The sequence below is a fragment of the Stieleria tagensis genome, assembly GCF_024129865.1.
GTDB lineage: Bacteria > Planctomycetota > Planctomycetia > Pirellulales > Pirellulaceae > Stieleria > Stieleria tagensis.
In genome coordinates this window covers 1-26,967 of record NZ_JAMYFE010000024.1, presented here as the reverse complement: position 1 = coordinate 26,967, position 26,967 = coordinate 1, and the positions used below count along the sequence as shown (strand labels likewise).

General features: G+C 55.6%; 14 protein-coding genes. 8 read left to right on the top strand and 6 right to left on the bottom strand.

Translation table 11 applies throughout. The annotated features are described in order from the left end of the window. Positions 1 to 20: 20 nt before the first annotated feature. Positions 21 to 1,517 carry a lipopolysaccharide biosynthesis protein gene (locus NHH03_RS04305; RefSeq protein WP_253154516.1) on the top strand — a complete coding sequence of 499 codons (1,497 nt, stop codon included), beginning with the start codon at positions 21 to 23 and terminating at the stop codon, positions 1,515 to 1,517. Between the two features lie 157 nt (positions 1,518 to 1,674). After that, positions 1,675 to 8,625, top strand: coding sequence for a DUF4347 domain-containing protein (locus NHH03_RS04300; RefSeq protein ID WP_253154515.1), 6,951 nt, complete (start codon positions 1,675 to 1,677; stop codon positions 8,623 to 8,625). 26 nt (positions 8,626 to 8,651) lie between these two features. On the opposite strand, the gene NHH03_RS04295 is transcribed toward NHH03_RS04300, so the two are convergent. From NHH03_RS04295 to NHH03_RS04280, 4 genes are all read right to left on the bottom strand, one after another. Next, positions 8,652 to 10,037 (bottom strand): MBOAT family O-acyltransferase, encoded by a 1,386-nt coding sequence (locus NHH03_RS04295; protein ID WP_253154514.1) that lies wholly within the window; start codon positions 10,035 to 10,037, stop codon positions 8,652 to 8,654. Positions 10,038 to 10,043: 6 nt separating this feature from the next. Continuing rightward, the gene (locus tag NHH03_RS04290) at positions 10,044 to 11,147 is read right to left on the bottom strand and encodes a hypothetical protein (protein WP_253154513.1); all 1,104 of its coding nucleotides are present in this window, start codon (positions 11,145 to 11,147) and stop codon (positions 10,044 to 10,046) included. Between the two features lie 80 nt (positions 11,148 to 11,227). Next, positions 11,228 to 11,893: a toprim domain-containing protein gene (locus NHH03_RS04285; protein WP_253154512.1), complete on the bottom strand. Its 666-nt coding sequence runs from the start codon at positions 11,891 to 11,893 to the stop codon at positions 11,228 to 11,230. Positions 11,894 to 11,930: 37 nt separating this feature from the next. After that, entirely contained in the window at positions 11,931 to 12,797 is an 867-nt protein-coding gene (locus tag NHH03_RS04280; RefSeq protein ID WP_390895494.1) for a carbon-nitrogen hydrolase, read from the bottom strand. A gap of 27 nt (positions 12,798 to 12,824) precedes the next feature. Between NHH03_RS04280 and bioD the strand changes: the two genes are divergently transcribed. Next, positions 12,825 to 13,496: a dethiobiotin synthase gene (gene bioD / locus NHH03_RS04275; protein ID WP_253154510.1), complete on the top strand. Its 672-nt coding sequence runs from the start codon at positions 12,825 to 12,827 to the stop codon at positions 13,494 to 13,496. 86 nt (positions 13,497 to 13,582) lie between these two features. Here the strand turns inward: bioD and lptB are convergent, their stop codons facing one another. Next, on the bottom strand, positions 13,583 to 14,488 hold the full coding sequence (lptB, locus tag NHH03_RS04270) for an LPS export ABC transporter ATP-binding protein (protein WP_253154509.1): 906 nt from the start codon (positions 14,486 to 14,488) through the stop codon (positions 13,583 to 13,585). Positions 14,489 to 14,519: 31 nt separating this feature from the next. Then, positions 14,520 to 16,514 carry a signal peptidase I gene (gene lepB, locus NHH03_RS04265; RefSeq protein WP_253154508.1) on the bottom strand — a complete coding sequence of 665 codons (1,995 nt, stop codon included), beginning with the start codon at positions 16,512 to 16,514 and terminating at the stop codon, positions 14,520 to 14,522. A 337-nt stretch (positions 16,515 to 16,851) separates the two neighbouring features. On the opposite strand from lepB, the gene NHH03_RS04260 reads away from it, so the two are divergent. From NHH03_RS04260 to NHH03_RS04240, 5 genes are all read left to right on the top strand, one after another. Then, positions 16,852 to 18,855, top strand: a complete 2,004-nt coding sequence (locus NHH03_RS04260; protein WP_253154507.1) for a hypothetical protein — start codon at positions 16,852 to 16,854, stop codon at positions 18,853 to 18,855. A 292-nt stretch (positions 18,856 to 19,147) separates the two neighbouring features. Then, the gene (locus NHH03_RS04255) at positions 19,148 to 19,408 is read left to right on the top strand and encodes a hypothetical protein (RefSeq protein WP_253154506.1); all 261 of its coding nucleotides are present in this window, start codon (positions 19,148 to 19,150) and stop codon (positions 19,406 to 19,408) included. Positions 19,409 to 19,581: 173 nt separating this feature from the next. Further along, positions 19,582 to 20,568, top strand: coding sequence for a LysR family transcriptional regulator (locus tag NHH03_RS04250; protein WP_253154505.1), 987 nt, complete (start codon positions 19,582 to 19,584; stop codon positions 20,566 to 20,568). Positions 20,569 to 20,667: 99 nt separating this feature from the next. Further along, positions 20,668 to 25,245 (top strand): glutamate synthase large subunit, encoded by a 4,578-nt coding sequence (gltB, locus tag NHH03_RS04245; protein ID WP_253154504.1) that lies wholly within the window; start codon positions 20,668 to 20,670, stop codon positions 25,243 to 25,245. Positions 25,246 to 25,327: 82 nt separating this feature from the next. Then, on the top strand, positions 25,328 to 26,830 hold the full coding sequence (locus tag NHH03_RS04240) for a glutamate synthase subunit beta (protein WP_253154503.1): 1,503 nt from the start codon (positions 25,328 to 25,330) through the stop codon (positions 26,828 to 26,830). Positions 26,831 to 26,967: the final 137 nt, after the last annotated feature.

The window sequence follows — 26,967 nt, the reverse complement described above, 5'->3', positions numbered from 1 at the left end:
TCCGCTGTAGACCGATTGTTGTGCCACGCAAACCTTCAAACACTGAAACCAATCCCCAAAGTTTTGTCGCCGATTCGTTGGCAACAGGCATGCTGGTGATGTTGGCGATGACGGTGGTTCAGCGTGCTTTTGGTTTTTTTCGCGGGATTTTGTTTTGCCGGTTGATGGATGATGCCTCGGTCGGTCAGTGGGCGATGGCATTCGGGTTTATCACCATGATCACTCCGATCATGCTGATGGGCATGCCGGGATCGTTGCCACGGTTTGTCGAACACTATCGCAGTCGCGGACACTTGAACGCATTCGTTAGGCGATTGGCAATCGGAACCATTGTCTGCGCCTTGGTCTTTCTAGCGGCGCTGTTTGGGGCACCGGATTGGTTCGGCTGGCTGATTTTTCTGCAGCCCCAGAATCGGGCATTGGTTCATGCGGTCGGCATCGGCGTCTTGTCCATCATTGTCTACTACTTTGTCAACGAATTGGTTTCGGCACTCCGCCAGGTGCGCATCGTGTCGTCGATGCAGTTCATCCAGAGTGTGGGTTTCACGCTATTGGGAGTGACTTGGCTAAGCATCGGTGGTGGACTGACCGGTTTGGTGTTGGTGTTTGCCGTCGCAACCTTGCTGGCGATTATTCCAGGGATGATCACATTGGCACGAGGCTGGCGGGGGTTACCGGTCAGTGGTTCGCCGCTGAACACCTCGAAAATGTGGCGACGGATTTTGCCGTATGCGGGGGCGCTGTGGGTAATGAACCTGCTGGCAAATCTATTTGAATTGTCCGACCGCTATATGATTTTGCATTTAACCGCTGGTGGCGAAAGCATCGGTCAGGCCGCAGTGGGCCAATACCACAGCGGCCGAATCATCCCGGTGCTGTTGATGAGTTTGGCGACAATGATCAGCGGTGTGCTGTTACCGTATTTGGCTGCTGATTGGGAAGCAGGGCAAAAACAAGCCGTGCGAACGCGGCTGCGAGAAACCTTGTTTGCCATCAGCGCACTATTTACCCTGGGCGCTGCAGTGGCACTTTGGATCGCACCGACGTTGTTTACGACATTGCTACAAGATCGTTATCAAGCCGGTTTGACGTTGATGCCCATGGCATTCACATTTTGTATTTGGGCGGCACTGGCGACGATCGCGCAAAACTATTTGTGGGTGACCGAGCAAGGCAAATGGGCTGGGCTGGCGCTGGCAATCGGACTGGCGGCAAACCTCGCTCTCAACGCGTTCCTGTTGCCTCGTTGGGGATTGCATGGTGCGGTGGTTGCAACCTTGTGCTCTCATGGAATTGTGCTGTTGGGCATTTGGGTCGCGCTGTGGGCATGCGGCTTTCGATTGGATCAATCCACCTGTTTCATCACGCTTTGGCCCGCTTGTTTGGTCGCCGGCCCATGGGTTGCCATCGTCAGTGTGATCGCCGTCCTGGTCGTCAGTCAGGATGCTCGGCAGATCATTGCTCGTTGGAGTCATGATCCGCGCCTACGACGTCTCTGCGGTAGCGGATCTTGTTAGAGTTCCTCCCCCCACAGGTGCGATGGTCCGGGATAGACGGGTTCTCGGGCCTGCTTTCAGATTGTTTTCCCAAGGATTTGTCATCGGGCTAAAGCTGTGGCGAGCTAACTTTTCAATGGAACCCACTCGCCCCACACAAATCCTTGGAACACTAGCCGTGGCAGCAACTTCTGGCGCACGCGTCTTTGATTTCTTGCAACTCGAAGACCGAGTATTGTTGAGCGCGGATGGTCCGGATGGCGACGTGTTGTTGCCCAATTCCGATGCCGAGATGCTCGATGCGTTGGTCGATCAGGCTGCCGCCGAAGCGATGTTCCCGACCACGCCAGATTCAAATTTCTCGGATCACGACGCGGATCTTGCCGCCCAGGATTGGGGCAATCAGGAACGTGAGGCACTTCGCCGGGAAGTGGTGTTCGTCGATCAAAACGTCCGTGACTATGAGACACTGGTCGGTGGCCTGCGGGAACAAGATCCAGGCCGGATCGAATGGGTCGTCATCGAAATCGCTGCGGACAGCGACGGAGTCAAACAGATCACGGACTCACTTCAACAGTTAAGCGGGGTCGATGCGATCCATCTGCTCGGCCATAGTGATTCAGCTGGTCTGCAGCTGGGAACCAGCACTCTGGGAAATGAAACTCTTTCGGGATACGCCGGTGACATCGCTTCCTGGCGCAACGCAATGGATGACGGCGCTGACGTGCTGATCTATGGTTGTGATCTGGCAGCGACCCAGGCAGGGCGAGATCTGATCGAATCCATCGCGGCGTTGTGTGACTGCGATGTGAGCGCAAGCGACGACCCGACGGGACATTTTCGCTTGGGCGGTGATTGGGATCTGGAATTTCAATTCGGTCAGATTGAAACTGACGTCGCCTTTGGACAGGTCGTCCAACGAACCTGGCTGGACACCCTTGATAGCGTGCCGGACACAATTGTGGTCACCCAGTCCGGGGCGGCGGGGTTGTCGATCAATCAAACCGGGAATGATACCTATCTGATTTCTGATGGTGGGCTGGATGCACACCTGGATCAGTTCACCTATGAATTACGATTCAATGCTGACGCTTTCGATGGAGAGCAGGTTTTCTTGTCCTACAACGTCGGCAATGAAGATGAACTCTCGTTTCAACTGGTTCAATCCGGTCACCAATTTGAGCTCGACATTGCCGCTGGCGATCCACTGAATTCGTCCGCGATCGACTATGTTGCATTGTTGACCGATGGCCAGGACCATACGGTCAGCGTGACTTGGGAAAATCAATTTGGTTCGTGGCAGATCTTCGTTGATGGCCAAAGCGTCGATCAGGGAACCGGATATCAGATCGGACAGCAGGTGCGAACCAACGGTCGGTTTGTATTTGGACAAGAACAAGATGCGGAAGACGCCGACTATGATCCAGACCAGAACTTTCGCGGCGTGCTGTACGGCGCTCGATTGTTTGACGACATTCGCAGTCCGACTGAAATCACTGCAAACTATGCTGGCGGTGTTTCCAATCGCGAACCTGGGTTGATCGCGCAGTGGGATTTCAGAGAGGGCGTGGTCGATGGCGTGCTTGCCGATTCAGTTGGCCAACTGCACCTGCGGCCGGCAACCATAGCCGGCGGTGTGTTCGAATCCAATGACACCCCGTTGACGTTGGCGGTGGATACGAGCAGTCGCAATGGTACCATTGTTGGGCAAGTTCAAGCCCAGGATCCCGGTCGGCAAGCCGTGTTGGAGGTTTTGTTGGCTGACGATCCCGGTCTGTTTTATTCGGCGTCCAATGACAAGTTCTACAAATTAGTCGGCACTGATTTGACATGGGACGATTCGCTTTCGTTGGCTCAATCAAGCGAACTGTTGGGGCTCACAGGGCAATTGCTAAGCATCCACAGTGAAGGCGAAAATCAACTGGTGCAACAAATCGCCATCGCTTCAGGGCAAGACGTCTGGCTGTCGGCGACAGACCGTGGGCATGAAGGTGATTTCTATTGGACTGAAAACGGAACTGAAGTTGCTCCCGTCTGGTTGGGTGGCCCCGCTGGCAACGCAGCGAACGGCAGTTATGCAAATTTTGATCCGGGACAACCTGACGATTTTCTGGGGCAAGATCACGTGTTGCTCCATCAGTCCGACGGTTCCTGGGACGATATCGACGGCACCGCGGTTGCGGGGCTAATCATTCAATGGGATGCGGACGACGTGTTGGACCAAGTCGCTCCGATCGAGTACTCGATTGAATCCCAGTCCTTGCCCGGCGCATTCGCAATCGACCCTGACACGGGGCAGATCACTGTCGCTGACCGGTCGCAGTTTGATCCTACCCATCCCGTCGCACCCACGGTCACCGTCAGTGCAATTCCGCCGTCGGGAGTGCCTTCCGTTCAAACGTTCGCGATCGAGTTGTTGGTTGCCAATCAAGCGCCAACATTGGATCGCGTTGGGCCTGCCAGTGTCGATGAAGCGATGTCGGTCATACTTTCAGACGGCCTGCTGTCGACATCCGATCCGGAACAATTGCCTAACGAACTGCAGTACATTTTGACAACTGCTGCTCAGCACGGTGATCTGTTGCGAGACGGAGTCGCTTTGAGCGCCGGGCAATCGTTTACCCAGCAAGACGTGATCGACGGGGTGGTCCAATACAACCATTCCGGCGTCCATGTTGCCACTGACCAGTTCGACTTTATCGTCACGGATGGTCAGGGTGCTGGTAGCACCGGGACGTTTGAGTTCGTTGTGAATTTGTCTGATGATCCGGTGTTGCTGAGTGGCCCCGATGCTGTGGTGACCGACGAAGACATTGCGATTGAGTTTGGTCCATCAGGGGTGGGGGTGTTCGATCTGTTTGACGAGGAATCAGACACTCTCACGCTGCAGCTAACAGCGATCGACGCTTCGCTCTCTGCAGTCGTGCCGTTCGGTTTGACGCAGATTGATGACGATGGTTCAGACGGGACGTTGCGATGGGTGGGGCAGCAAGCTGAAATCACACAGGCGCTGAACAGCCTGCAACTGCTAACACACCCTGGATTCAATGGGATCACTTCGCTCACTGTGTCCGTCAGTGATGCATCCAGCACATCCATCCACACGGTTGAGATTGAAGTCGCGCCGGTCGCTCATGTCGTGGTCTGGGACGGTGGCGGTGTTTCAGACGATTGGTCAGACCCACTGAACTGGGATCTGGATCGAGTTCCCCGCGCAGATGACACGGTGGTGTTTGATGCAACCAGTGGCACGGACTCCGTCATCGATGCTGCATTTAATGGTGCGGTCTCGGTGATTCGAGTCGACACAGGATTCGTTGGCGAAATCTCGCAGCAAGCCGACATGTTGGTTGGTGACGTGCATTTTAGCGGCGGGTCACTGGTCACTAGCGGTTCAGACTGGACGGTGCTTGGAGACTGGATCGCCGACGGCGGCACCATTGATCTGAACGCAAGCGAATTGGACGTCGTTGGCGATTTCATCCTGGACAGTGCAGTGTCAATCAGCAACGGCACCGTGCGGGTTGCCGGTGATGCCGTCATCGCAGTGTCATCTTGGGCAGGCTCCAATCGACTTGAATTGGTCGGTGACACTGACCAATTGTTGTCTGCTGGGGGCGGAGTTGGGTCGATTGGTTCACTGACGATCAACAAGTCCGACGGGAACGCGGTGATCACCGATTCATTTCGAATGAGCGGCAATCTCGATGTCGTCAGAGGCGGCGTCGACGCGAGCGGATTGGATTTGATTCTGTCGTCGGGTTCGTCGGCAACGATCGATAATCAGATCGGTCCACTGGGGTCTTTGGAAATTGATGCGACCAGCGCCAAAACCATCCGTGGGACATTGGATGTCATCGGCACAACACAATTGACAAACGTCGCCTTGCTGAACGGTGGAACGATTCGTGCACTGGGCGATGTTGTCGCAGATGACAATGTTTACTCTGGAACCACAACATTGGAATTGGGCGGTAGCGGTGATCAGAATCTGACGACCGACGGCGGCAGGGGAATGATCCGAAATTTGCTGATCAACAAGTCAGGGGGGACGGCAACGGCGTTGGAAGATTTGGAATTGGCCGGGAATGTGACGTACCTGGATGGGAATTTGGACACCAGCGCTGTCACCACTCGATTCACATCCATCAACATGGTGATCGACACGGGCACACTCAATTTTGGTCGTGTTGAATTCATCGGATTTGTTGACGCAGACATCGTTGGTTCTTTAAACGTCCAGGGGGACGTGGTCTTCAATCAAGTCTTCACTGTGGCGGGTGGCCAAATCACTACCACCGGTGATGTGATCAGTTACGACGCAACTGTGCTGGGGAACACCGCGTTGAAACTGGTGGGAAGCGGCGATCAAATGATCTTTGCCGATGATCTTCCCGACGGAGACTTGGTGATCGACAAACCAGCGGGACGAGTGTTGTTGGGTGACGATTTGTTGCTCAACGGCAGCTCGCAAAACATTCGCTTGGTTCAAGGCGAAATCGTTCTCAGTGGTCAGCGAATCGAGACACCCGGAACGGTCTCCATTGAATCTGGGCGATTGTCAGGGTTTGGTCAGGTCGCGGGTGATTTGCAGATCGATTCGTTTGCCACTGTTGTTTTGGATGGCACGTCAGCGTCGCCTTCCGGACGCGACCAGATTCGCGTCAGTGGTGAACTCGCGATTTCTCCCGGCGCGACACTCTCACTAGACGTTTCCGGTTTCAGCGGAGGCGGATTGTTCGACGCACTTATCGTCTACGGCAACCGTAGCGGACAGTTTGACAACGTGGAACTGCAAGGCAATCTGAACGGTTGGATTCCACACCTGGTGTATGACGATGTAAACGGCGTGCTAGGCATGTTTTTAAATACGCCACCGAACGGACGAATTGATGACATCATCGTTTTCGAAGATGCTTCAGAGACCTTGATCGATCTTGCTGCGGCCTTCGACGATATTGAGCATCAGGATTCTGATCTGACCTATGCGCTGATCAACAATAGCGATCCAACACTTTTCAACTCGGTCACGATTGATCAAGCCAACGGCACGTTAGCGATCCAGTACGCTGCGGACCAAAATGGTGAAGCCGACCTCACGCTGCGTGTTTCAGATCCGCTGGGTGATTCGGTCGATGTGACGTTTCACGTCACAATCACTGCGCAAGACGATCGTCCGACACTGGTCGTTGGAATCATTGATGTTGGCGAAGGCGATTCCGTGACGTTGACGGCGGTGCATTTGGAGGGTGTCGATATCGACACCGATCCAAACCAATTGATCTACAACGTTGTGTCTGGTCCAAGTCATGGCGAAGTATTGGTGGATGGGATTCCTGCAACTGTGTTTTCGCAAGGGCAACTTGAATTGGGGCATGTTGCCTACTCGCATGACGATAGCGAGCATTTTAGTGATTCGATCACGATCGAACTCAGCGATGCGACGTCAACATTGCCGCAGCAAACACTTCAAATCGTGATTGAACCTCGCAACGATCAGTCGCCGACGATCTATACCGATGCAGGCGGCGACAGTGCATCGCTGGCGCGATTTGAAAACGATTCCTTGGTCACCATCGTGCAAGCCACCGATGCCGATTTGCCAGGCGACGTCATCCACTATTCAATTTCTGGTGGTTCTGATGCTGCGGAGTTCACGATCGATGTGATGACGGGGCAACTGTCGTTCTGCAACAACCCGGACGCGGAAAACCCACGCGATCAGAATGGGGATGGCGTCTATCATGTGATCGTAATGGCGGACGATGGATTGGCTGCCGACACACAAACCCTGTGGGTTTCGGTGCATGATGTCAATGAATTCGATGCCGATCGAATGATTGATCGTGATCCGTCAGCGAATCAGATCGATGTGGATGCGGCGACCGGATCCGCTGTTGGGATCACGGTTCAAGCCACCGACGACGATGTGTCCAATAATGTGATCTCGTACAGTTTGATCACAGACGATGGCGGTCGATTTGTGATTGACCCGATCACGGGTGTCGTGACCACATCTGGACGGTTTGACTGGTCCGTGGATGCACCGACGCGACAAATCGTGGTGCGTGCCACATCATCGGACACTTCGTTTGTTGATCAACTGATCGATGTCGAACTGTTCCGTTCCAACACTGCGCCGGTTGCTAGAAATGATTCGTGGACGACCAATGCGTCGCAGTCGATTCAATCGGCCGCTCCTGGCGTGATGGCCAACGATTATGATCCGGACGGTGATTCGTTGACGACAATTCTGGTGGCCGGTCCGACCCAAGGAACAGTACAACTTCTTTCGAATGGGCAATTCCAGTACACGCCGGCGAATGGATTTCATGGAACCGACGTGTTTCAATACCGCGTCAGCGACGGTATCACTGTCAGCAATGTTGCCCGAGTGACCATTCAAGTCGTTGTCGGAAACGTTGCAGATACCGGCGGCGCGCCGCAGGGTGGGACTGAACCCGCGCCATCAACGGGGCTTCCTGATGGTAATCTAGGGTACCAGCCCATGCATCCCGGGACGACCACCTACGGGAGTGACGGCAACGACGCCAGTGGTAGCCAAGGTGGAAGTGCAATCACAGATCAGTCGGGGGATCCGTTCTGGGGTGATCGCGAGTCACAGCAGGAATCAGAGGCGGTTGAGTATTTTGATGGGGCACGGCAAGGGGCTGGGGCGCAAGAGGGGCGCGGCGACGAATCGAGCGATTCCGAATTGGCTCATCAAATCGAATCCGAAAACACAGCCTTTCTGCAACTGGTCTATCACGAGCTGTTTGCCGGTATGGTGGACCAAGACATTCAAATCGCCGATTCATCTCAAGAGCTTCGGCAGTTGGAACGTTTGCTTCAGCAAGATCTGAAACAGGCCATCTTATGGGACATGTGGGATCATCCCGACATGTCACCGATCGAGCGACCGGTGACGATGTTTATTGGCTCGGCCGGCGCTGCGTTGGGACTGTTTTCAATCGGCTACGTGACGTGGGCCGTTCGCGGCGGCGCATTCCTGTCGGTACTGGCATCCAGCCTACCGTCCTGGCGATTCATCGATCCGACATCCCTACTCACTGCCTATCGATCACATAACCAAAACACCAGTGATGGCGTCGACCAGATCATGAGCTAGAGAAACAGCGGAATTCAATCGCACAATCAAAACTGAAAGTAAACGAACGGTGCGAAACCGCGTGGGGCATACAAGATCAAACAGGCGATCATGATGGTGGTCACGACGGGGGCATACCAGCGATCGAATCGTAGCCGCATCACGCGTCGCAGTCTCGTTGACCAGGCAATGTGATCGGCCACCATGCAGCCGACGGCAGCGATCGCCAGCGGAGGGTACCAGCCGATTCCGGGCGACCAGAAAACCAGCTGTTGAACCACCAGCCAGCAGTCCTGAAGTGAATCGCAACGAAATAGCACCCATCCCACGCCAACGACCGCCAGTGTTGACAAGTGACCGAGGCAAAAGGGACTCGCACGTCCGCTGAGTGAGCGCAGCCAACGTTCGACCACCAACGCGACTCCGTGCCACAATCCCCACAGAACAAACGTCCAAGCCGCACCGTGCCACAATCCACCTAGCAGCATCGTGATGATCAAATTGATCGCCGTACGCATCGAGCCGTGCCGGCTACCACCCAGTGGAATGTACAGATAGTCGCGCAGCCAACGTGATAACGTCATGTGCCAACGCCGCCAAAACTCCGTCACGCTGCCAGCCAAATACGGATGCCGAAAGTTCACTGGGAATCGAAAGCCCAGCATCTTGGCGATCCCGATCGCGATATCACTGTAGCCCGAGAAATCATAGTAGATCTGGCCGGCATAGCCGATCACCGCTAACCAGACGGTCCAGCCATCGTAAAGTTCTGGACCGGCAAACACGACGTCGACCATCTCGCCCAAGCGGTCCGCCAAGAGAACTTTTTTTACCAGTCCACGCAGCACCATTTGAAAGCCGCCGTAAAACCGGCGCGACGACCAGTGGGGAACATTGCCAGAGAGTTGCGGCAACAACTCCGACGCTCGTACGATCGGTCCGGCAACCAATTGCGGAAAGAACGCTACGTACAGCGCAAAATCGAGCAGCGAATCGGTGGCGTCGATTTTGCCACGATACACATCAATCGTGTAGCTAAGCGTTTGGAACGTGTAAAACGAGATCCCGACTGGCAGGATAATGTCCAGTGTTCCGGGATTCCAACCCAACGATTGAACCAACGGCGCTGCGGACTCAATAAAGAAATTGAAGTACTTGAAAAATCCCAGCACTCCCAGATTCGAAGAGAGGCTAACAACCAGCCAGCACCGCTTGGAACGCCGGGCGGGCGTGGTTTGAATCTTTTTGGCCACCACAAAATCAACTGCGGTAGAGAACAACAGCAGCCCGCAAAATCGATAGTCCCAGTATGAGTAAAAGTAGTAGCTGGCCAACAACAGCACTAGGTTGCGCGAATGCCGTTGCCGACACTGCCAGGCGATGGTCAGCACCAACGCCAGAAACAACAAAAATTCAATCTGAGTGAATTGCATCGCTGTCTAACGCTCCGCCGTAACGGTATTCGCGGTAGAAGTCAGCGGCAAAGCGTCAAGACGCGGGTGTGCAGCGAGGGCTGCGGAGATGATTCGGTAGCCCACTGCGTTGTAGTGGCCGACACCAAACTGGCCATTGTGAAATCCACGCGGCCATTGTTTTCCCGTTCGCACGCTCTGCTGCATCTGGTGTCGCAAATCGACGACATCAAACCCCAGTTCTGCCGCGATCGATTGCATGGCTTGGAACAAGTCATCATCGGGGTCATCCCACAGGATGTCACCGTTGATGATGGCGGGCGATAGCGGCGCGTAGAGAAAAATGCAGGGCAAACGGGTCTGATGTTTCAGTCGCGCCAGTTGAACCGCTAGCATCGCGACACGCGACGTCCATTGATCCGGTTGCTCTGTGACAGCGGCTGGTGCCACAGCGGTTGCTGAAGAATTGCTAGTGATCGGCCCGGGGCGAAATCGTAGTCGACGAAATTGATTGTCCGTGCCTGTCGTCAATACATTCCGAGTCGCTTGGATTAAAAACGCCGGCAGTTGCTCCGCGACCCAATCGAATTGCTGATCAGTGATCGAGGAAGGTTGGCGCACCGGCTGGCACCAATCGGACCATTCCACCAGTAAGAAAACATGTGCATCGAGTTTGATCGATGATCGCTGTAGCGAAGTGATTTGTGGCAGCCAATCGTTGCAGTCATCACCGCTGCGAGCGAAGGGCAGCACGTCGATGCGTTCGGCCGAAAGATGATGTGTTTGTGCAGCAATCTTTTGGTCATCGGCAACACAAACGCCTTCGGCCTGTGAATCACCCCATAGCGCCAGATGGACGGTGGACGGATTGAGCGGCAATGGCGGCGAAGCGCCGGGCATACCGAGCGGCCCGATCTGGGTGTTCGCATAGCCTTCGCTGCGCCAGCGATATTCCGCGCCAGGCTGCAACGTCAGGGCGTTGCGTTGCGGCTGCACGACGCGTGGCGTGTAGCTGCGCACAAAACAGGGGGATGTGACCGCGATTATCAATAGGCCGGCGATGCAGCCGATCGTCCAGCGCAGAATCATCGGATTGGAAACCGTGGCAGGAAGTGTTGACGGCGACATCATAACCACAACCCGTCGGCCAGGTGAAACCGGGTGGGTTGACGGGTCGAGGAGAAACCGAAGGCTCTGGCAAAAGCGACAGTTCAAATTTTGCGTCCGAAGATCGCTTTTGCGGTCAGGGCGTCGCGGTGTTGCAGTAGGTAGGCGGTCCGGGAATCGGGATCAATGCAGGTCTCACGTAGCACGTTGGCATTCAGACTCGCCAGACCACGGTATCGATGATGAGAATGCTGGATCTGTTTGACATCCAGTGCCGAGCGAATCCGTTGAAGGTGTTCCTCGCTATAGGCGTGTAGGCAATCGGCATAACCCGCCGCACGAATTTCAAACAAAGGTGATTTGATCAACGAGACACGATGGGCATCGAGTAACGGGCGCAGGTAGTCATCAAAGAACATCAGCATCAGCGCGCCACAATGAATTCCGTCTGCATCAGGATCAAACAAAAACAGCACACGGTCGTATCGCAACTGTGCCATGTCTTCCGCATGCCAGCCGACGCCCAAGGCATCAATCAGAGCACCGAACCACTGATTCTTGCGGACCGCTCGATCGGTTGCTTTCGTGGCGTTCATCGGTTTGCCCTGCATCGGCAAGACCGCTTGAAACTGCGAATTTCGCACGCGTGCAACCGACTGGGATGCCGAGTCGCCTTCGACCAATAACAGTTCCCGATAGACAGGCTCCGCAGCAACTTGGATCTGGCGGTCGCAGTCGATCAGCTTTGTTTTTTGCGTGATAAATGTCATAGCCGCCATAGTCTGACAGGATCCGCGACACATGTGGTCAATCGATCCAACGTTTCAACAGCCCTTGGTAGGCGTCGATTCGGCGGTCTCGCAGGAATGGCCAGTGGGTTCGAACCAAATCGATTTCGCCCAGGCTGCAATCCACACACAACAGGTGATCGCCGCTGTGACCGGCTTTGCCGACCACTTCGCCACGTGGTGAAGCGACGAAGGAACTTCCCCAGAATTCGATTTCGCCTTCGATCCCGACACGGTTGGGGGCTCCCAGCCAAACGCCGTTGGCGATTGCGTGAGCCCGCATCGCGGTTTGCCAGGCGTCTTGTTGACCGGCACCGAATTCTTCTTTTTCGCTATGGATCCAACCGATCGCAGTCGGGTACAGCAAAATTTCTGCTCCGGCCAATGAGAACAAGCGTGCTGCTTCGGGGAACCATTGGTCCCAGCACACCCCGACGCCCAATTTTGCGTAGCGGGTGGTGACCGGTTTGAATCCTAGATCGCCGGGGGCAAAGTAGAACTTTTCGTAAAATAGCGGATCGTCCGGAATGTGCATCTTTCGGTAAACACCGGCGACACTGCCGTCGGCATCGACCACCACGGCTGTATTGTGATACACCCCCGGGGCACGTTGTTCAAAGATGGGCACCACGATCACGACGGCATGTTCAGCCGCTAACTTTTGCATCCGCTGGACCGACGGCCCGTCGATCGGTTCGGCAAAATCAAAGTTTCGGTGGTCTTCACTTTGGCAGGGGTAGGGGCTCGCGAACAGTTCTTGTAAGCAGATAACCTGTGCCGACTCGCTGACCGCTTCTACGATCATCGATTCGACATCGTCCAACATCCGATCTCGTGATCCGGAATAGGACATCTGTAACAGTGCGAGTCGAACATTTCGGCTGATCACGATACGATTGATTCTCGATAGGGAGTGTTTGTTTTGAAAGTCATCTTTGTCACAGGAACCGGCACCGAAGTCGGAAAAACCTACGTGGCATCAATGCTGGCCGCGCGAGAGTTGCGTGCTGGAATCCGTGTGGGAGTTTACAAGCCGGTCGCAAGTGGTTGTATCCGAGGTGAATCTTCTGGCCAAGTGAATTTTGTTGATTCGCCACCGCCGCTGGTGTCAAACGATGCTGAATTGTTGTGGCGTGCCGCAGGAAAACCGCTGGATTTGGACGCGGTTTGCCCACAGCGTTTCCAGGCCGCGCTGGCACCCGATGAAGCGGCCCGCCGTGAAGGAAAGACCGTGGATCGAGCATTGTTGTTGTCAGGTCTGCAGCGTTGGCGGGGGCATTGCGAAACGCTGATCGTCGAAGGCGCCGGCGGCCTGTTCAGTCCACTGGCGGAGGGGTTTTTAAATCTTGACCTGTTTCTGCAACTCGATGACGCCGAACTTGTCTTGGTCGCTGCGAATCGATTGGGGGTGATTCACGATGTGATTGCGACCTGCCGCGCCGCAGAATTACAGGCGGCCGGTGTGTCCCGCTTGGTGCTGACTGCGGCCGGCCCCAAGGGGGACGAATCGAGTTCCAGCAATGCTGCGCAACTCAAATCACTCTGCCCAGGTTTGGACATCAGCGAATTGGCTTGGCAGAGTTGACGTGATTGATCGCAGTTTGAGGTTGCAGTCGAGTGCAATTTGAAAACGGGCACTTCACGGAGCAACCGCTGCGTCCCAACAGCGTTTTAGATATCGGTGACTTGACGTCGACGCGGCGCCGCGCGAGTGCGGAAGTGAGGTTGGGGGAGGCCGGGGTCTTGTTGGGCCGGGTGGATTTGCAATGCGTCACCGCCGGGCATTTGCACCGGCATTTCGGCCGGCATCGCCACCGCCCGTGAGCGTGTGGCGCCATCCAAATCGCCCAAGTATTCTTCACGTACTTTGGGGTGTTGTTTGACTTCATCCGGTGTTCCGTCGATCAACACTTGGCCTTGGTAGATGACGTAACAGCGATCCACAGTCCCTAGGATTTCGCGGGCCGCGTGGTCGGTGATCAGAACACTGATCCCAGAGTCGCGCAGTTGCGTGATCACGCCTTGAATGGATTGAACCGTCACCGGGTCGATGCCTGCGAACGGTTCGTCCAACATCACAATGGTCGGATCGGATACCAAGCAGCGGGCGATTTCTAATCGACGCCGCTCACCACCGCTTAGCCCGGCGGCCTTGCTTTTGCGAATGTGAGTGATGTTGAATTCTTCAAGCAGCTCTTGTGTTCGTTGCTTACGTTGCTTGCGATCCATGCCCAACAATTCCAACAGCGCCGAGATATTTTGCTCCACGGTTAGCTTTTTGAACACGCTGGGTTCTTGTGGCAGGTAGCCCATGTGTCCTTCGCGTGCGCGGCGGAACATCGGCCAATCGGTCACGTCGCGGCCATCCAAATAGACCCGGCCTCGGTCGGGTTGGATCATCCCGCAGATCATTCGAAAACTGGTTGACTTGCCGGCACCATTGGGACCCAACAGGCCAACGATTTCGGCCTTGCCAACGCGCAAGTTGACTCCACCGACAACACGTCGGCGGCCATATGTTTTCTGCAAATCGATCGCGTCCAGAATCGGCGTCGCGTCGTCGTTGATCCTATTCATTGCAGCAGAAATCCTTTTCCAGAGGGTTGCGTTATCGAATCAATCGAAAGCGATCGAAATTGGGGGTGAAAGGAACCGGTGTGTTCCAGGGATGTGGCCAGAACACCAACAGTGCTTTGCCGACCAGCAGGTCACGCGGCACGTACGATGCGTCGGCAAACGCATACGCCTCCTCATGAAAGCGATCCGGCAGTCGTGCACCTCGTTTGGTGCCCGCCCAACAGCGGGCGTCCAGACTTTCCGGACTGTTGTCGCCCATCGGGAAAAACTGGTTTTCATCCAACTGAAACGAGACTTTGCGGCGTGTTTGCCAGATCGGGAACTCCGCCCACAATTCTGGTTGTTGCATCACCGATTGGATTTCTCGGAAGCTGACGTTGCGATTGGACACGGCCCACAGTTCGTTCATGTCATAGTCAAAGATCCCGAACGAGCTGTCGTCGGTTGCAATGTAGTACTTGTCACGATCAAGTTTGACGCGATTGATGGTGGCCGCGCCGCCAGTGACAGCGATACCGATCGGAGCGGCGTCCAACGGATGCCCGCTACCTGAGTAATGGGGGTAGTTGGTTTCGGGCGTGCGAAATTTGCGGGAATCGAATGTCGTTGGGCCTTCAAAATCGACCAAACTGTCGTTGATCCATAGCGAGAGTTGATCATCAAAGTTGCTAAAGCGAACGGAAAACGAATCGCCCGCGCGGACGGATGTCGTTGCTTTGACCGAGGTCTGGTCGCCGTCAAATGCTAACGTCTTGTCCCCGTCCAGAATGCTTAACTGAGCCGCGCCGCTCGCCAAGTCGATCTGGCATTGGTACTGCACACCAGCCTCAACAATCTCTAGCGTTACCTCTTTGCACTCACTGTCGACGCTCAGATCGGACTCCACCATCAAGTCGCCGACCCAGTGCAGGCCGTAATCGGCATTGCCGCGTTGACCGAACCGCGCGTTTCCATCGAACTGTGAAATGGGACCGCCAGATTCGTAGCTGGGATTGAACCCGGCAGTGCGCGACATCCGTGCATTTTGAGGCGCCGATTGATAAATCTCACTGCTTCGGACGGTGACGTAGCAATCGTATGCGTAGAAATCCGAGACCAGCCGGCTGCTATAGGGATCGATATCAGCCAGCGATCCGCCGGCTTGTGCGGTCTCCCACTGCGTTTGATCGGGCCAACGATGAAAGTATCGCAACCAATTCGGGGCCGCGCTGTCTTTCGCGTCCAGCTTGGCCACCACACCGTCGCTGTTGCGCTCGATTTGCCACGAATCCGTTGGCGGGGACGAACTGTTTTCACGCCAGGGTTGCAAACGGGTAGGGTACCCGGATTTGGCCAACAACTCTGATTGCTGGTCGGTCTGGTAGACAGGGTGCCGCATCGCCAGCATTTTGTCGGCCGGCTTTCGCAACATCGTGTCATCGGCCGATCCGTCGTCGGGCGTCACATAGACGTCGCCGTATTGGATGGACAGCGTTTCGTTCGGCAGTCCGACGAGACGTTTGATGTAGTTCTGTTTGGGATTCCCCGGAAACTTAAATACGATCACGTCCCAGCGTTCTGGCTCGCTAAGCGTGTAGGCAAATTTGCTGACCAGAATCCGGTCGCCGTTAAAAGTCGCGTCGTTGCTGTTGCCGGCCAAGTCCAAGTTGTTCAGATAATGGCAATTCGGACATACCCCGCCGACAACGGTGTCGTCTTGGATCGGCCCCCGCCGTTCGATGCTGGCGCCGACTTGAAAGCGGTGGTCGCATTGCTGGCAAAACAGGTCTTTGTGGGCACCCATTAAGGTGGGTGCCATTGATCCGGTTGGGATCACAAACGCTTCGGCCACAAAAGCGCGAAACAGTAGCGCCAGCACAAATGCAACCACGAACGCTTCGACCGTCTCGCGCTGGGCAGCCGTACGGATCGAATCGCCAAATTTCTGTTCACGAGTCCGATTGTCAGGCCGGTTCGCATCCGAAGCGGGCTTTTTTGCACCGGACTTCTTGGGCTGTTCCGTCGGTTTACTGGATTTTTGCGACATTCACGGTCAATTTTGTTCAGCGGAATTACGACAATCGGCTCGGCGGGATGGTACCGGTTTTCGGCCCGCCTGGGAACTTCGATTCAGCCGCCCCAATCTTGGCAAATGAACTGCCGCCTGCATCGGGGACTGTCCCCGGGTGCGTTGGGGTCTGTCCCCGGGTGTGTTGGGGTCTGTCCCCGGGTGTGTTGGGGTCTGTCCCCGGGTGTGTTGGGGTCTGTCCCCGGGTGTGTTGGGGTCTGTCCCCGGGGGATGATTGAGCTGCACAAAATCACGCTGGTCGATAGAATGAAGCCCGGTAATCAACTGCGCGTGTGGTCTTCAGATGGACGTGAACATGACAAATCTTGTGCGAATCGATTTCCAGCGAGTCGTCGCCTTTTGTCTCGGACTGGCCGTTTTGGCATGTCAGTCGGGGAGCCAAGTGGCGGTTGCGGATGACCCGGGGAATCGAACGGCCACTGACAAGCAGGCCGCGGGGGCTGGTGCCGGTGATCAGTCGACGGACCAAATCATCGCCGAACTGATCGAAAAACTAGGGAGCGATAGTTACGCCACCCGGGTCCGAGCACGGAATTTGTTGAAAGGCTATGGGTTGGAGGCGTTCGGTGCGCTTCGTGAGGCTCAATTTCATACTGATAGTGAGATCCTGGCCGCCGCACGCTATTTGATGCGGAGTCTGCAGGTCAGCTGGTCCAAAGAATATGACCCCAAGGAAGTGCGCGAAATCCTGCAGGAATATGGGGCGCAATCGGAAACCGAGCGGTTAGGGCGGATCGAATTACTGGGCCAGTTGCGGGGGCAAATGGGTGTCCCCGCGTTGGCTCGACTCGCAGAATTTGACGACAAACCGTTGCTCAATCGTCGCGCCGCAATGCTCGTGCTCAAACAACCGCTTCCCGCTGACCCCGCTGCACGCACTCAACTTGCTGAGCAAATTGAATCGATCATCGGAGAAAGTGATCGCGATGCAGGGAAATGGTTGCTGGCCTATGCGAATGACTTGCGCGCAGGCAGCTATTCTGCGGAGCAATGGAGAGAATTGGTCCGCCAGCAACGCCACAAAGTCGACTCCGGTGAGAGCGCAAGCATCACCTCGGATTCGGTCATCCAACTGATTCGTGTCTTGGCAACCCGCGCGATCGCCGAACAGTCGCGCCAGCCAGCGATTGAACTGGTTAGCGAACACATTGATCTGGTCGCGCCGACCGCTCTCGATTTGGCAGAGCATTCCGCCTGGGCGATCCGGCACGGGCTGTTTCCGATCGTGATTTCGTTGTTCGAGCGGAACACGCATGCCTTTCATGAAAACGCCGAATTGCTGTACTCGGCCGCGCAAGCGTTCGATGAGTCCGGGGATGCGGTGGTCGGACAGCAGCTCGCGACCGACGCCCTGCAAATCAACCCGTTGCCAGAAATTCAGCCTAGCGACGATGAGGAAACGCCTGACGGAGCCGACGGGCAACCGCAGGCAAATCCCGTCACGGATCAAAAAACCGAGGAAATCGCCTACTCGCACTTTCAAGTCGCCACGATGCTGAAACGCCGCGGCAGATTTGATTGGGCCGAACGAGAATTGACCACGGTGATCGAACGCTGTGGCATCGAATCGATCATCGGGGTGATCGTACGACGCGACCTGGCGATGATGTACGGCGAACAACTTCGTCATCAAGAAGCCACCGCAGTGCTGGATCCGATCGTCGACCGAGCCAAAAAAGATCGCCTCTACCAGGCTCGAATGAGCAACGGACTGAGCAGTCTGAATCAAATCAGCAGCTTGCACCATTTCGAATCCGCACTCGCGCTTCTGGATGACCAGCAGACCGCAGCAGCGGACATCGACAAAGTCAAAATGTTGCTCAAGCGGGCGTATGAACTGGACAACAAAAATATCGACATCCTGATCAAAATGTATCGAGTCGATGATCCCAGTGATCCGGATTGGAAAAACACGGTCGTCAAACAGATCACTCAAAACTGTGACAATTTGTGGCGGACAATCATGCAGCTCAAAGCCAAGCGAAAGATCATCCCCGCCGAATTAGCCTCGCAGTTCGAAGCCGAACTGGGCGATTCGTTGAATCACTATGCCTGGCTGGTCGCTAACACCGAAGGTGACTTTGATCGCGCGCTCAAATCCGCCTTGGAATCGGTCGCCATGGCCGGTACGGATGATCCGGTCTCCCGCTCGGCACGTCTGGATACATGCGCACGCTGTTATTTTGCGCTCGGGCAAGTTGACGAAGCAATTGTTACCCAACAAGAAGCGCTGCGGCTGGAACCGTTTTCTTTGCCAATGATTCGCCAATTGGAAGAATTCAAATCTGCGCAGAAGTAGGCCAGGTGCAACCTGGAGCGGCTCAAGTCTTTCGAATTTGACCGTAGACGCTGCCGCCAGGTTTCACCTGGCCTACTGGGGAGAATCTTGCGCCAGGTTTCACCTGGCCTACTGGGGAAAATGTTGCGCCAGGTTTCACCGGGCCAGCTGGGGAGCAGCATTCCGCTGGGCGCGGAAATGACGCCTGTGCAGCCGAGTGGTAAATGCTTCACTTGCTAGCATTGCGGGTGCCGATGCAATTTCTGGCACCACACCTCCTCCTCCCCCCCTTTCTAATCGGAGACCCATACCGATGTGGCGATCCTTCTTCATCGCTGTAGGCATCATGGCGATCATCGTTGGCTTTGAATCGCTGTTCATTCACAGCGCAACGTTTTACTCGGCGCGTGGTTCGACGGCCGCCGAATTCTTGGACCCGTCTACGGTCACGGGACAGACCACCATCAACTGGCAGCCGAAAGAATGGTTCCCCTGGTTGGTGCTCAGCGTCGGCGCGCTGGTGGTGATTTATTCGTTCACGCTGCCGCAGCGGTTTCGCACCGGCGGTGAGTGATTCGCGGTCAAATAGAGAGCGTCTGTACATACATGCTCTTTAACGGTGATCCATCCTCCCTAGTCTCGCTGGCTAGGGTGCACCGGGTTGCGAGACTTGACGTTTCAGCCGAACCGATTTAACTTCCCATTAGCTGCTCGAACAGTTCGGGCTATCAGTATTAGTAACGGCTAATGGTGAGATTTGGATTGCAACTACGGACACTTGAAATTTTCTGTGACGTCGCACAGCTACGCAGCTTTTCAAAAGCAGCGGATGCACGGGGCGTAACACAAAGTGCGGTCAGCCAAGCGATCTTGCACTTAGAGGAAATTTTGGGTGTGAAGTTGATTGATCGCTCCAGTCGCCCGTTGTCGTTGACGTCCGCCGGACAGACCTATCATCGAGGGCTGACCGAGATCTTGTCCAAGTATCACTGCTTGGAAGACGAGGTGATCACGGCCAGTCGTTCGCTGCGAGGGCCGCTCCATGTGGCCTCGATTTATTCGGTGGGCCTGAGCTATCTGCCGGATGCTAACGAGGAATTTTCGCGTCTGTATCCGGAAGTGGATGTCCGCGTGGGGTATGGCCGCAACGAAGCGGTGATTGATGACGTGATCAACGGCCGAGCCGAGATTGGATTGGTCAGTTTTCCCAAATCGACCAAACAGATCATCGCGGTGCCGTGGCAAAAAGAGCCGATGCGGCTGGTTTGTTCGGCGAACCATCGCCTTGCGGCGCGAAACGAAGCCGATTTGGCGGATTTAGACGGCATTGAGATGGTCGGCTTTGAAAAAAGCCTGCAGTTACGCCACATGATTGACACCGAACTGAAGCGTTTTGGTATCAAAGTGGACTTCCGAATCGAATTTGACAATGCGGACTCCATCGTCCGTGCTATTCAGGCGAACGAGAGCGCGGGATTTTTACCGGAAGCCGCAGTTCGCCGAGAAACTGCGACAGGTGCGCTACGCGTGGTCGCCTGTCGCTCGCTCAGCATGACTCGTCCTTTGGGAATTGTCTTCCGACGCTCGGGGCAACCGAGTCGCGCGGGAGACGAGTTTGGGTCGTTACTGCTAGGTCGTCCGCTCGCACCGGACCGTGAAAAACGCAGTAGGGGAGCCCGCAAATCGCCGCCTCCTGACGCGGCAGTTGACAACGGAACATCCGTTGTCGCCTAAGGGGTCCGCCCCACAATCGCAGTCGCACAAACCGCCCGCCAGCCACTTGGCCGACGATGCAACAAACCAACTGATCGTACACTGACTCCGCAAGAACCTATGACATCAACAAGCAAAACTCAGACGCGTGAAAATCTGATCCACCTTCCGCCCGCGCAAGGCTTGTATGACCCGAAGCATGAAAAAGATTCTTGTGGTGTCGGTTTCATCGCGCATATCAAGGGCGTACCGAGTCATCAAAATGTGATCGACGCGGACGAGATCCTGCGGGCGATGGATCACCGCGGTGCCTGTGGTTGTGAACCGAACACCGGTGACGGTTGTGGAATGATGTGCGGGCTGCCGCACAAATTCCTGGCCAAGGTTGCCAAAGCCGACTTGGGCGTTGATCTGCCGGAAGCCGGTCGTTACTCCGCTGGTTTGGTGTTCTTGCCTCAGGACGACGCCGAGCGTGCCGAGTGCAAACAAACGATCGAAACGTTGATCGCCGAGCGTGGACAAGTCCTGTATGGCTGGCGCGACGTCCCGCAAGCCACCGATTTGGCCGACGTCGGTCCGACCGCCCGCGCCGCCGAACCGGTGATCGAACAATTGTTCGTTGGTGCCGCTGACGGTTTAGAAGGCGATGCGTTTGAGCGTGAACTGTACGTGATTCGCAAGCGTGCCAGCCACATGTTGCGAGGCAGCAAGACGCTGCGTCAGGCGCTGATGTTCTACATCTGTTCGCTGAGCACCAAAGTCATCATTTACAAAGGGATGCTCACACCGGCACAGGTCCTGCCGTATTATCCCGACCTCCGCGATCCCGATTTTGAAACTCACCTGGCGATGGTGCACAGTCGGTTTTCGACCAACACGTTCCCCAGTTGGGACCGCGCGCAGCCACTGCGTTTCATGAGCCACAACGGCGAGATCAATACGCTGCGCGGCAACAGCAACTGGATGAAGGCACGAGAAGGCGTTGCCAAAAGTGAATTGTTCGGCGACGAACTTCAGCAGTTGTTCCCGGTCGTCGAACCCGACTGCAGCGATTCCGGCACCTTCGACAATGTGCTGGAGTTCCTGTTGATGAACGGCCGCACGCTGCAGGAGGCCATCATGATGATGGTGCCCGAAGCTTGGCAAAAGCACGACACCATGAGTGAAGACAAGCGAGCCTTCTACGAGTATTTCTCGTGCATGATGGAGCCTTGGGATGGACCCGCATCGATCGCCTTTACCGACGGCAAGTATATTGGTGCGACATTGGACCGAAACGGTTTGCGTCCCAGTCGCTATTACGTGACGCACGACGATCGCGTGATCATGGCCAGCGAAGTCGGTGTGTTGCCAGTGGATCCGGCGATCGTCAAAGAGAAAGGCCGTCTGCAACCGGGCAAGATGTTCCTGATCGACTTTGAACAAGGCCGATTGATCCCCGATGAAGAATTGAAGACGGCGTTCGCCAAGAAGATGCCCTATGGCGACTGGTTGCGTGAAGAACGAATCCGTTTGGCCGACTTGCACCCCGAAGCGGAACCGCATGGTTTCGACAGTGAAACGTTGCTGCCGCGAATGCAAGCGTTTGGCTACACCAGCGAGACGATGAATTTCATGTTGCGTCCGCTGGTGCGTGACCTGCGTGACCCGGTCGGATCGATGGGGAACGACAGCGCCCTGGCATGCTTGAGTGACATGCCGCGGATGATCTATGACTATTTCAAGCAACTGTTTGCACAAGTCACCAACCCTGCGATCGATTCGATCCGCGAGGAGGTGATCATGTCGCTCGAGTGCTACATCGGTCCTGAACAAAACCTGTTGGATGCCACGCCGGCGCACTGCCACCGGTTGCTGGTCGAGCACCCGATCCTGACCAACGAGGAATTGGCGGCGCTTTCGCATATCAATTACGAAGGCTGGCACAGCAAGGTGATCGACATCACATTCGATCGCAGCGAAGGCAAGGCCGGGCTGCAATCCACCTTGGATCGTATTTCCCAAGAAGCCGAAGCGGCCGCTGATGCCGGAATTCAGTTAGTCGTCTTGACCGACCGTAACATTGGACCCGATCGCGTTCCCGTCAGCGCTTTGCTGGCCACCGGTGCGGTCCACCATCACTTGGTCAAACAAGCGAAACGGACCCGGATCGGAATGGTCGTCGAAACCGGCGAAGCCCGGGAGGTCCACCATCACTGTTTGTTGATCGGATATGGTGCCGACGCCATCAACCCCTACCTGGCCTTCGAAGCGTTGTGGCAAGCCCGGCGTGATGGGTTGATGGATTCGACACTGGACGACGACAAAATCGTTGCCGGCTATCGCAAGGGTGTTGCCAAAGGCATGCTCAAAGTGATGGCGAAAATGGGCATCAGCACGCTGCAAAGTTACAAAGGCGCCCAAATTTTCGAGGCGCTCGGATTGAAAGACGAAGTCATCGACAAGTGCTTTGTCGGCACGGCCAGTCGCATCCAAGGTGTCTCGTTCGACATCATCGCCGAGGAAACGATGCGGCGGCATGACCTGGGGTATCCAGATCGCGAATCCGACACCCAGCCGACTCTGCCAAACTTGGGCGAGTATCACTGGCGCGCCGAGGGTGAAAAACACACTTGGTCACCGGAGACGATTGCCAATTTGCAGGTCGCTGCGCGCAGCAACAACGAAGACGCCTACTGGAAGTTTTCTCAAAAGATCAACTTCGACAATCGTTCTCGATGCACGTTGCGAGGTCTGTTGGATTTCAAAGACACTGGCAATTCGATTCCGATCGAGGAAGTCCAGCCGGCAACGGAAATCGTCAAACGATTCTGCACCGGAGCGATGAGTTTCGGCAGTATCAGTGCCGAATCGCATGAGACGTTGGCAATCGCGATGAACCGCGTGGGCGGCAAAAGCAATACCGGCGAAGGCGGCGAGGATCCCGAGCGGTTCCTGCCAATGGCCAATGGAGATTCGAAGCGATCGGCCATTAAACAGGTCGCATCGGGACGATTCGGAGTCACGATCGAATACCTGACCAACTCCGACGAAATCCAAATCAAGGTCTCGCAGGGTGCCAAGCCCGGTGAAGGCGGTGAGTTGCCGGGTCGCAAGGTTGATGGAACGATCGCCCGCATCCGCTACAGCACACCGGGCGTGGGATTGATCAGTCCTCCGCCACACCACGACATCTATTCGATCGAAGACCTGGCGCAGTTGATCCACGATTTGAAGAACGCCAACCGAGCGGCGCGGATCAGTGTCAAACTGGTTTCCGAAGTCGGTGTGGGGGTGATCGCCAGCGGTGTCGCCAAAGCGTTCGCCGATCACATTTTGATCGCTGGGGATACCGGTGGTACCGGCGCTTCGCCGCTGACCAGCATCAAGCACGCCGGGCTTCCTTGGGAACTTGGAATCGCCGAAACACATCAGGTGTTGGTGTTGAACGATTTGCGAAGCCGCGTGGTGTTGCAAACCGATGGTGGATTGAAAACCGGTCGCGATGTTGTGATCGCTGCCTTGTTGGGGGCCGAGGAATTCGGGTTCTCCACCGCGCCGCTGATCACACTCGGCTGCATCATGATGCGTAAGTGTCACCTGAACACCTGCCCGGTCGGGATTGCAACCCAAGACCCGGAACTGCGTGCGAAATTCAATGGGAAACCCGAACACGTCGTCAACTACCTGTTCATGGTGGCGGAAGAGGCTCGGCAGTTGATGGCCAAATTGGGCTTCCGCACGATCGACGAAATGGTCGGGCACAGTGAAGTGCTGCACACCGATGATGCGATCAAACACTGGAAATCCGATGGGCTGGACTTGACCGCCGTGTTGCGACCGGCCGCCAAGCCACACGCCGGGGTGAAAGTGATCTGTAGCCAGGCCCAAGACCACGGGTTGGAGAAGTCGCTGGACATGACGAAGTTGCTGATGGAAGCAAAACCGGCGATTGAGAACAAGACACCGGTGGTCATTCAGTCGCCGATCATCAACATCAACCGTACGGTGGGGACGATCATCAGCAATGAAGTAGCCAAAATCCATGGTCAAGCCGGACTGCCCGATGACACCATCCGTTTGGAATTGACCGGATCGGCCGGCCAAAGCCTGGGTGCGTTTTTGGCACACGGCATCACGATCGAACTCGAAGGCGACGCCAACGACTATGTCGGCAAAGGCCTGAGCGGCGGTCGGATCATTGTCTATCCGCCTCGACAAAGTAGTTTTAAATCGCAGGACAACATCCTGGTTGGCAACGTCTGTCTGTACGGTGCGACCGGTGGTGAAGCCTTCTTCCGCGGTCGTGCGGCAGAACGATTCTGTGTCCGCAACAGTGGTGCCAAAACCGTCGTCGAAGGCGTCGGCGACCATGGTTGTGAATACATGACCGGCGGACGCGTGGTCATCCTGGGTGAAACCGGACGAAACTTTGCAGCCGGCATGTCCGGCGGGATCGCCTACGTCTGGGATCGCACCGGCGATTTCAATTTGCACTGCAATTTGGCATTGGTCGAACTGGAGAAAATCCAAGACGCCGAAGAGCAGGCAGAAGTCAAAGAGATGATTCTACGGCATCAGCAATACACCGGCAGCGAAGTCGCAGCCGAGGCGCTGGATGATTGGGACACGTTCCTGTCGCAGTGCGTCCGCGTGATGCCCGTCGACTACAAACGCGTGCTCGAAGAACAAAAGGCACGCGCCGCAGTGGCGAACTAAGAACGCAAGACCAACCGCAACTTTTCCAATACACGGCGTCTTTTCCAACAAAGCGTCTTCCGACACACAGCGAGAACGAACGATGGGCAAAAATACCGGATTCAAAGAGTTCGATCGAAAAAAAGTGCCATGGCGTTTGCCGGTCGTCCGGTTGAACGACTACGACGAGATCTATACCGAACACAAAGTCGATCAATTGCAGGAGCAAGGGGCTCGTTGTATGGATTGTGGTGTGCCGTTCTGTCAATCGACAACCGGTTGCCCGATCCAAAACTTGATCCCGGAATGGAACGACCTGGTCTACAACAACCGTTGGAAAGAAGCGATCGAGCGGTTGCACAAGACCAACAACTTTCCCGAATTCACCGGTCGAACTTGTCCAGCGCCTTGTGAAGGTGCTTGTGTGTTGGGCATCAACCTGCCGGCCGTAACGATCAAGAACATTGAAAACGCAATCGTTGATCGCGCTTGGGAGGAGGGGTGGATTGTTCCTGAGCCGCCGGAAACCCGAACGGGGAAATCGGTTGCAATCGTTGGTGGTGGACCAGCCGGCATGACCGCCGCGGACCAGCTGAATAAAGCCGGACACACCGTGACGGTCTACGAGCGTGCCAATCGCATCGGCGGGTTGTTGCAGTACGGCATCCCCAATATGAAACTGTCCAAAGCCGTGGTTCAACGCCGTGTCGACAAAATGACCGCCGAAGGCGTGACGTTTGTGACCGGAACCAACATCGGCAAAGACATTGCACCGCAGCAGTTGATTGAAGAATCCGATGCGGTGTTGTTGACCTGTGGTGCGACCAAGGCACGCGATCTGCCGATCCCCAATCGCGAGGCACCGGGTGTGCATTTTGCGATGGAGTTTTTGACCGCCAACACGCGTCAATCGGTACACGGCGAAAAACTCGGTGATGGATTCATCAGTGCCGAAGGCAAAGATGTCATTGTGATCGGTGGCGGTGATACCGGCACCGACTGTATCGCAACAAGTTTGCGTCACGGTTGCCGCAGCATTGTGAATTTCGAATTGTTGCCCAAGCCGCCTGAAGAGCGTGCCGACGACAACCCCTGGCCGGAATGGCCTCGCATCTTCCGTGTCGATTACGGTCACGAAGAGGCGGAAGCAAAATTCGGACGCGATCCTCGTGAATACCAGATTCTCAGCAAAGAGTTTGTCACCGGCGCCGATGGAAAACTCTCTGGCATCAAGACCGTCGAAGTCTGTTGGACCAAAGACGACGCCGGAAAGTGGCAGATGGAAGAACGTGAGGGTTCGGAGAAAGTCTGGCCGGCACAATTGATTTTGCTGTCGATGGGCTTCTTAGGGCCTGAACAATACCTGCCCGAAGCGTTGGGAATGGAAACCGATCCCCGCAGCAACTTCAAAGCGGAGCACGGACAGTTTGCGACCAACATCGACAAGGTGTTTGCCGCTGGGGACTGTCGTCGCGGACAGAGCCTGGTTGTCTGGGCGATCAACGAAGGCCGTGGTGCCGCCCGTGCGATTGATCAGTTCTTGGAAGGTGAAAGCCATTTGCCAGCTCCAGGAACGACGATGGGGACGTCGATGCAGGTTGTGTAGCTGACAACCCGGCCGAGAATGTTGAGTAAACTGATGGTCGCTCTCGACCATCGAGGTGACGCTCGCGCCTAGTGGTTTAGTATTTTCCGAGCCCGACGCGTGAGTTTTTGGAGCCAGCGCTAAACAGCCTTTTCAAC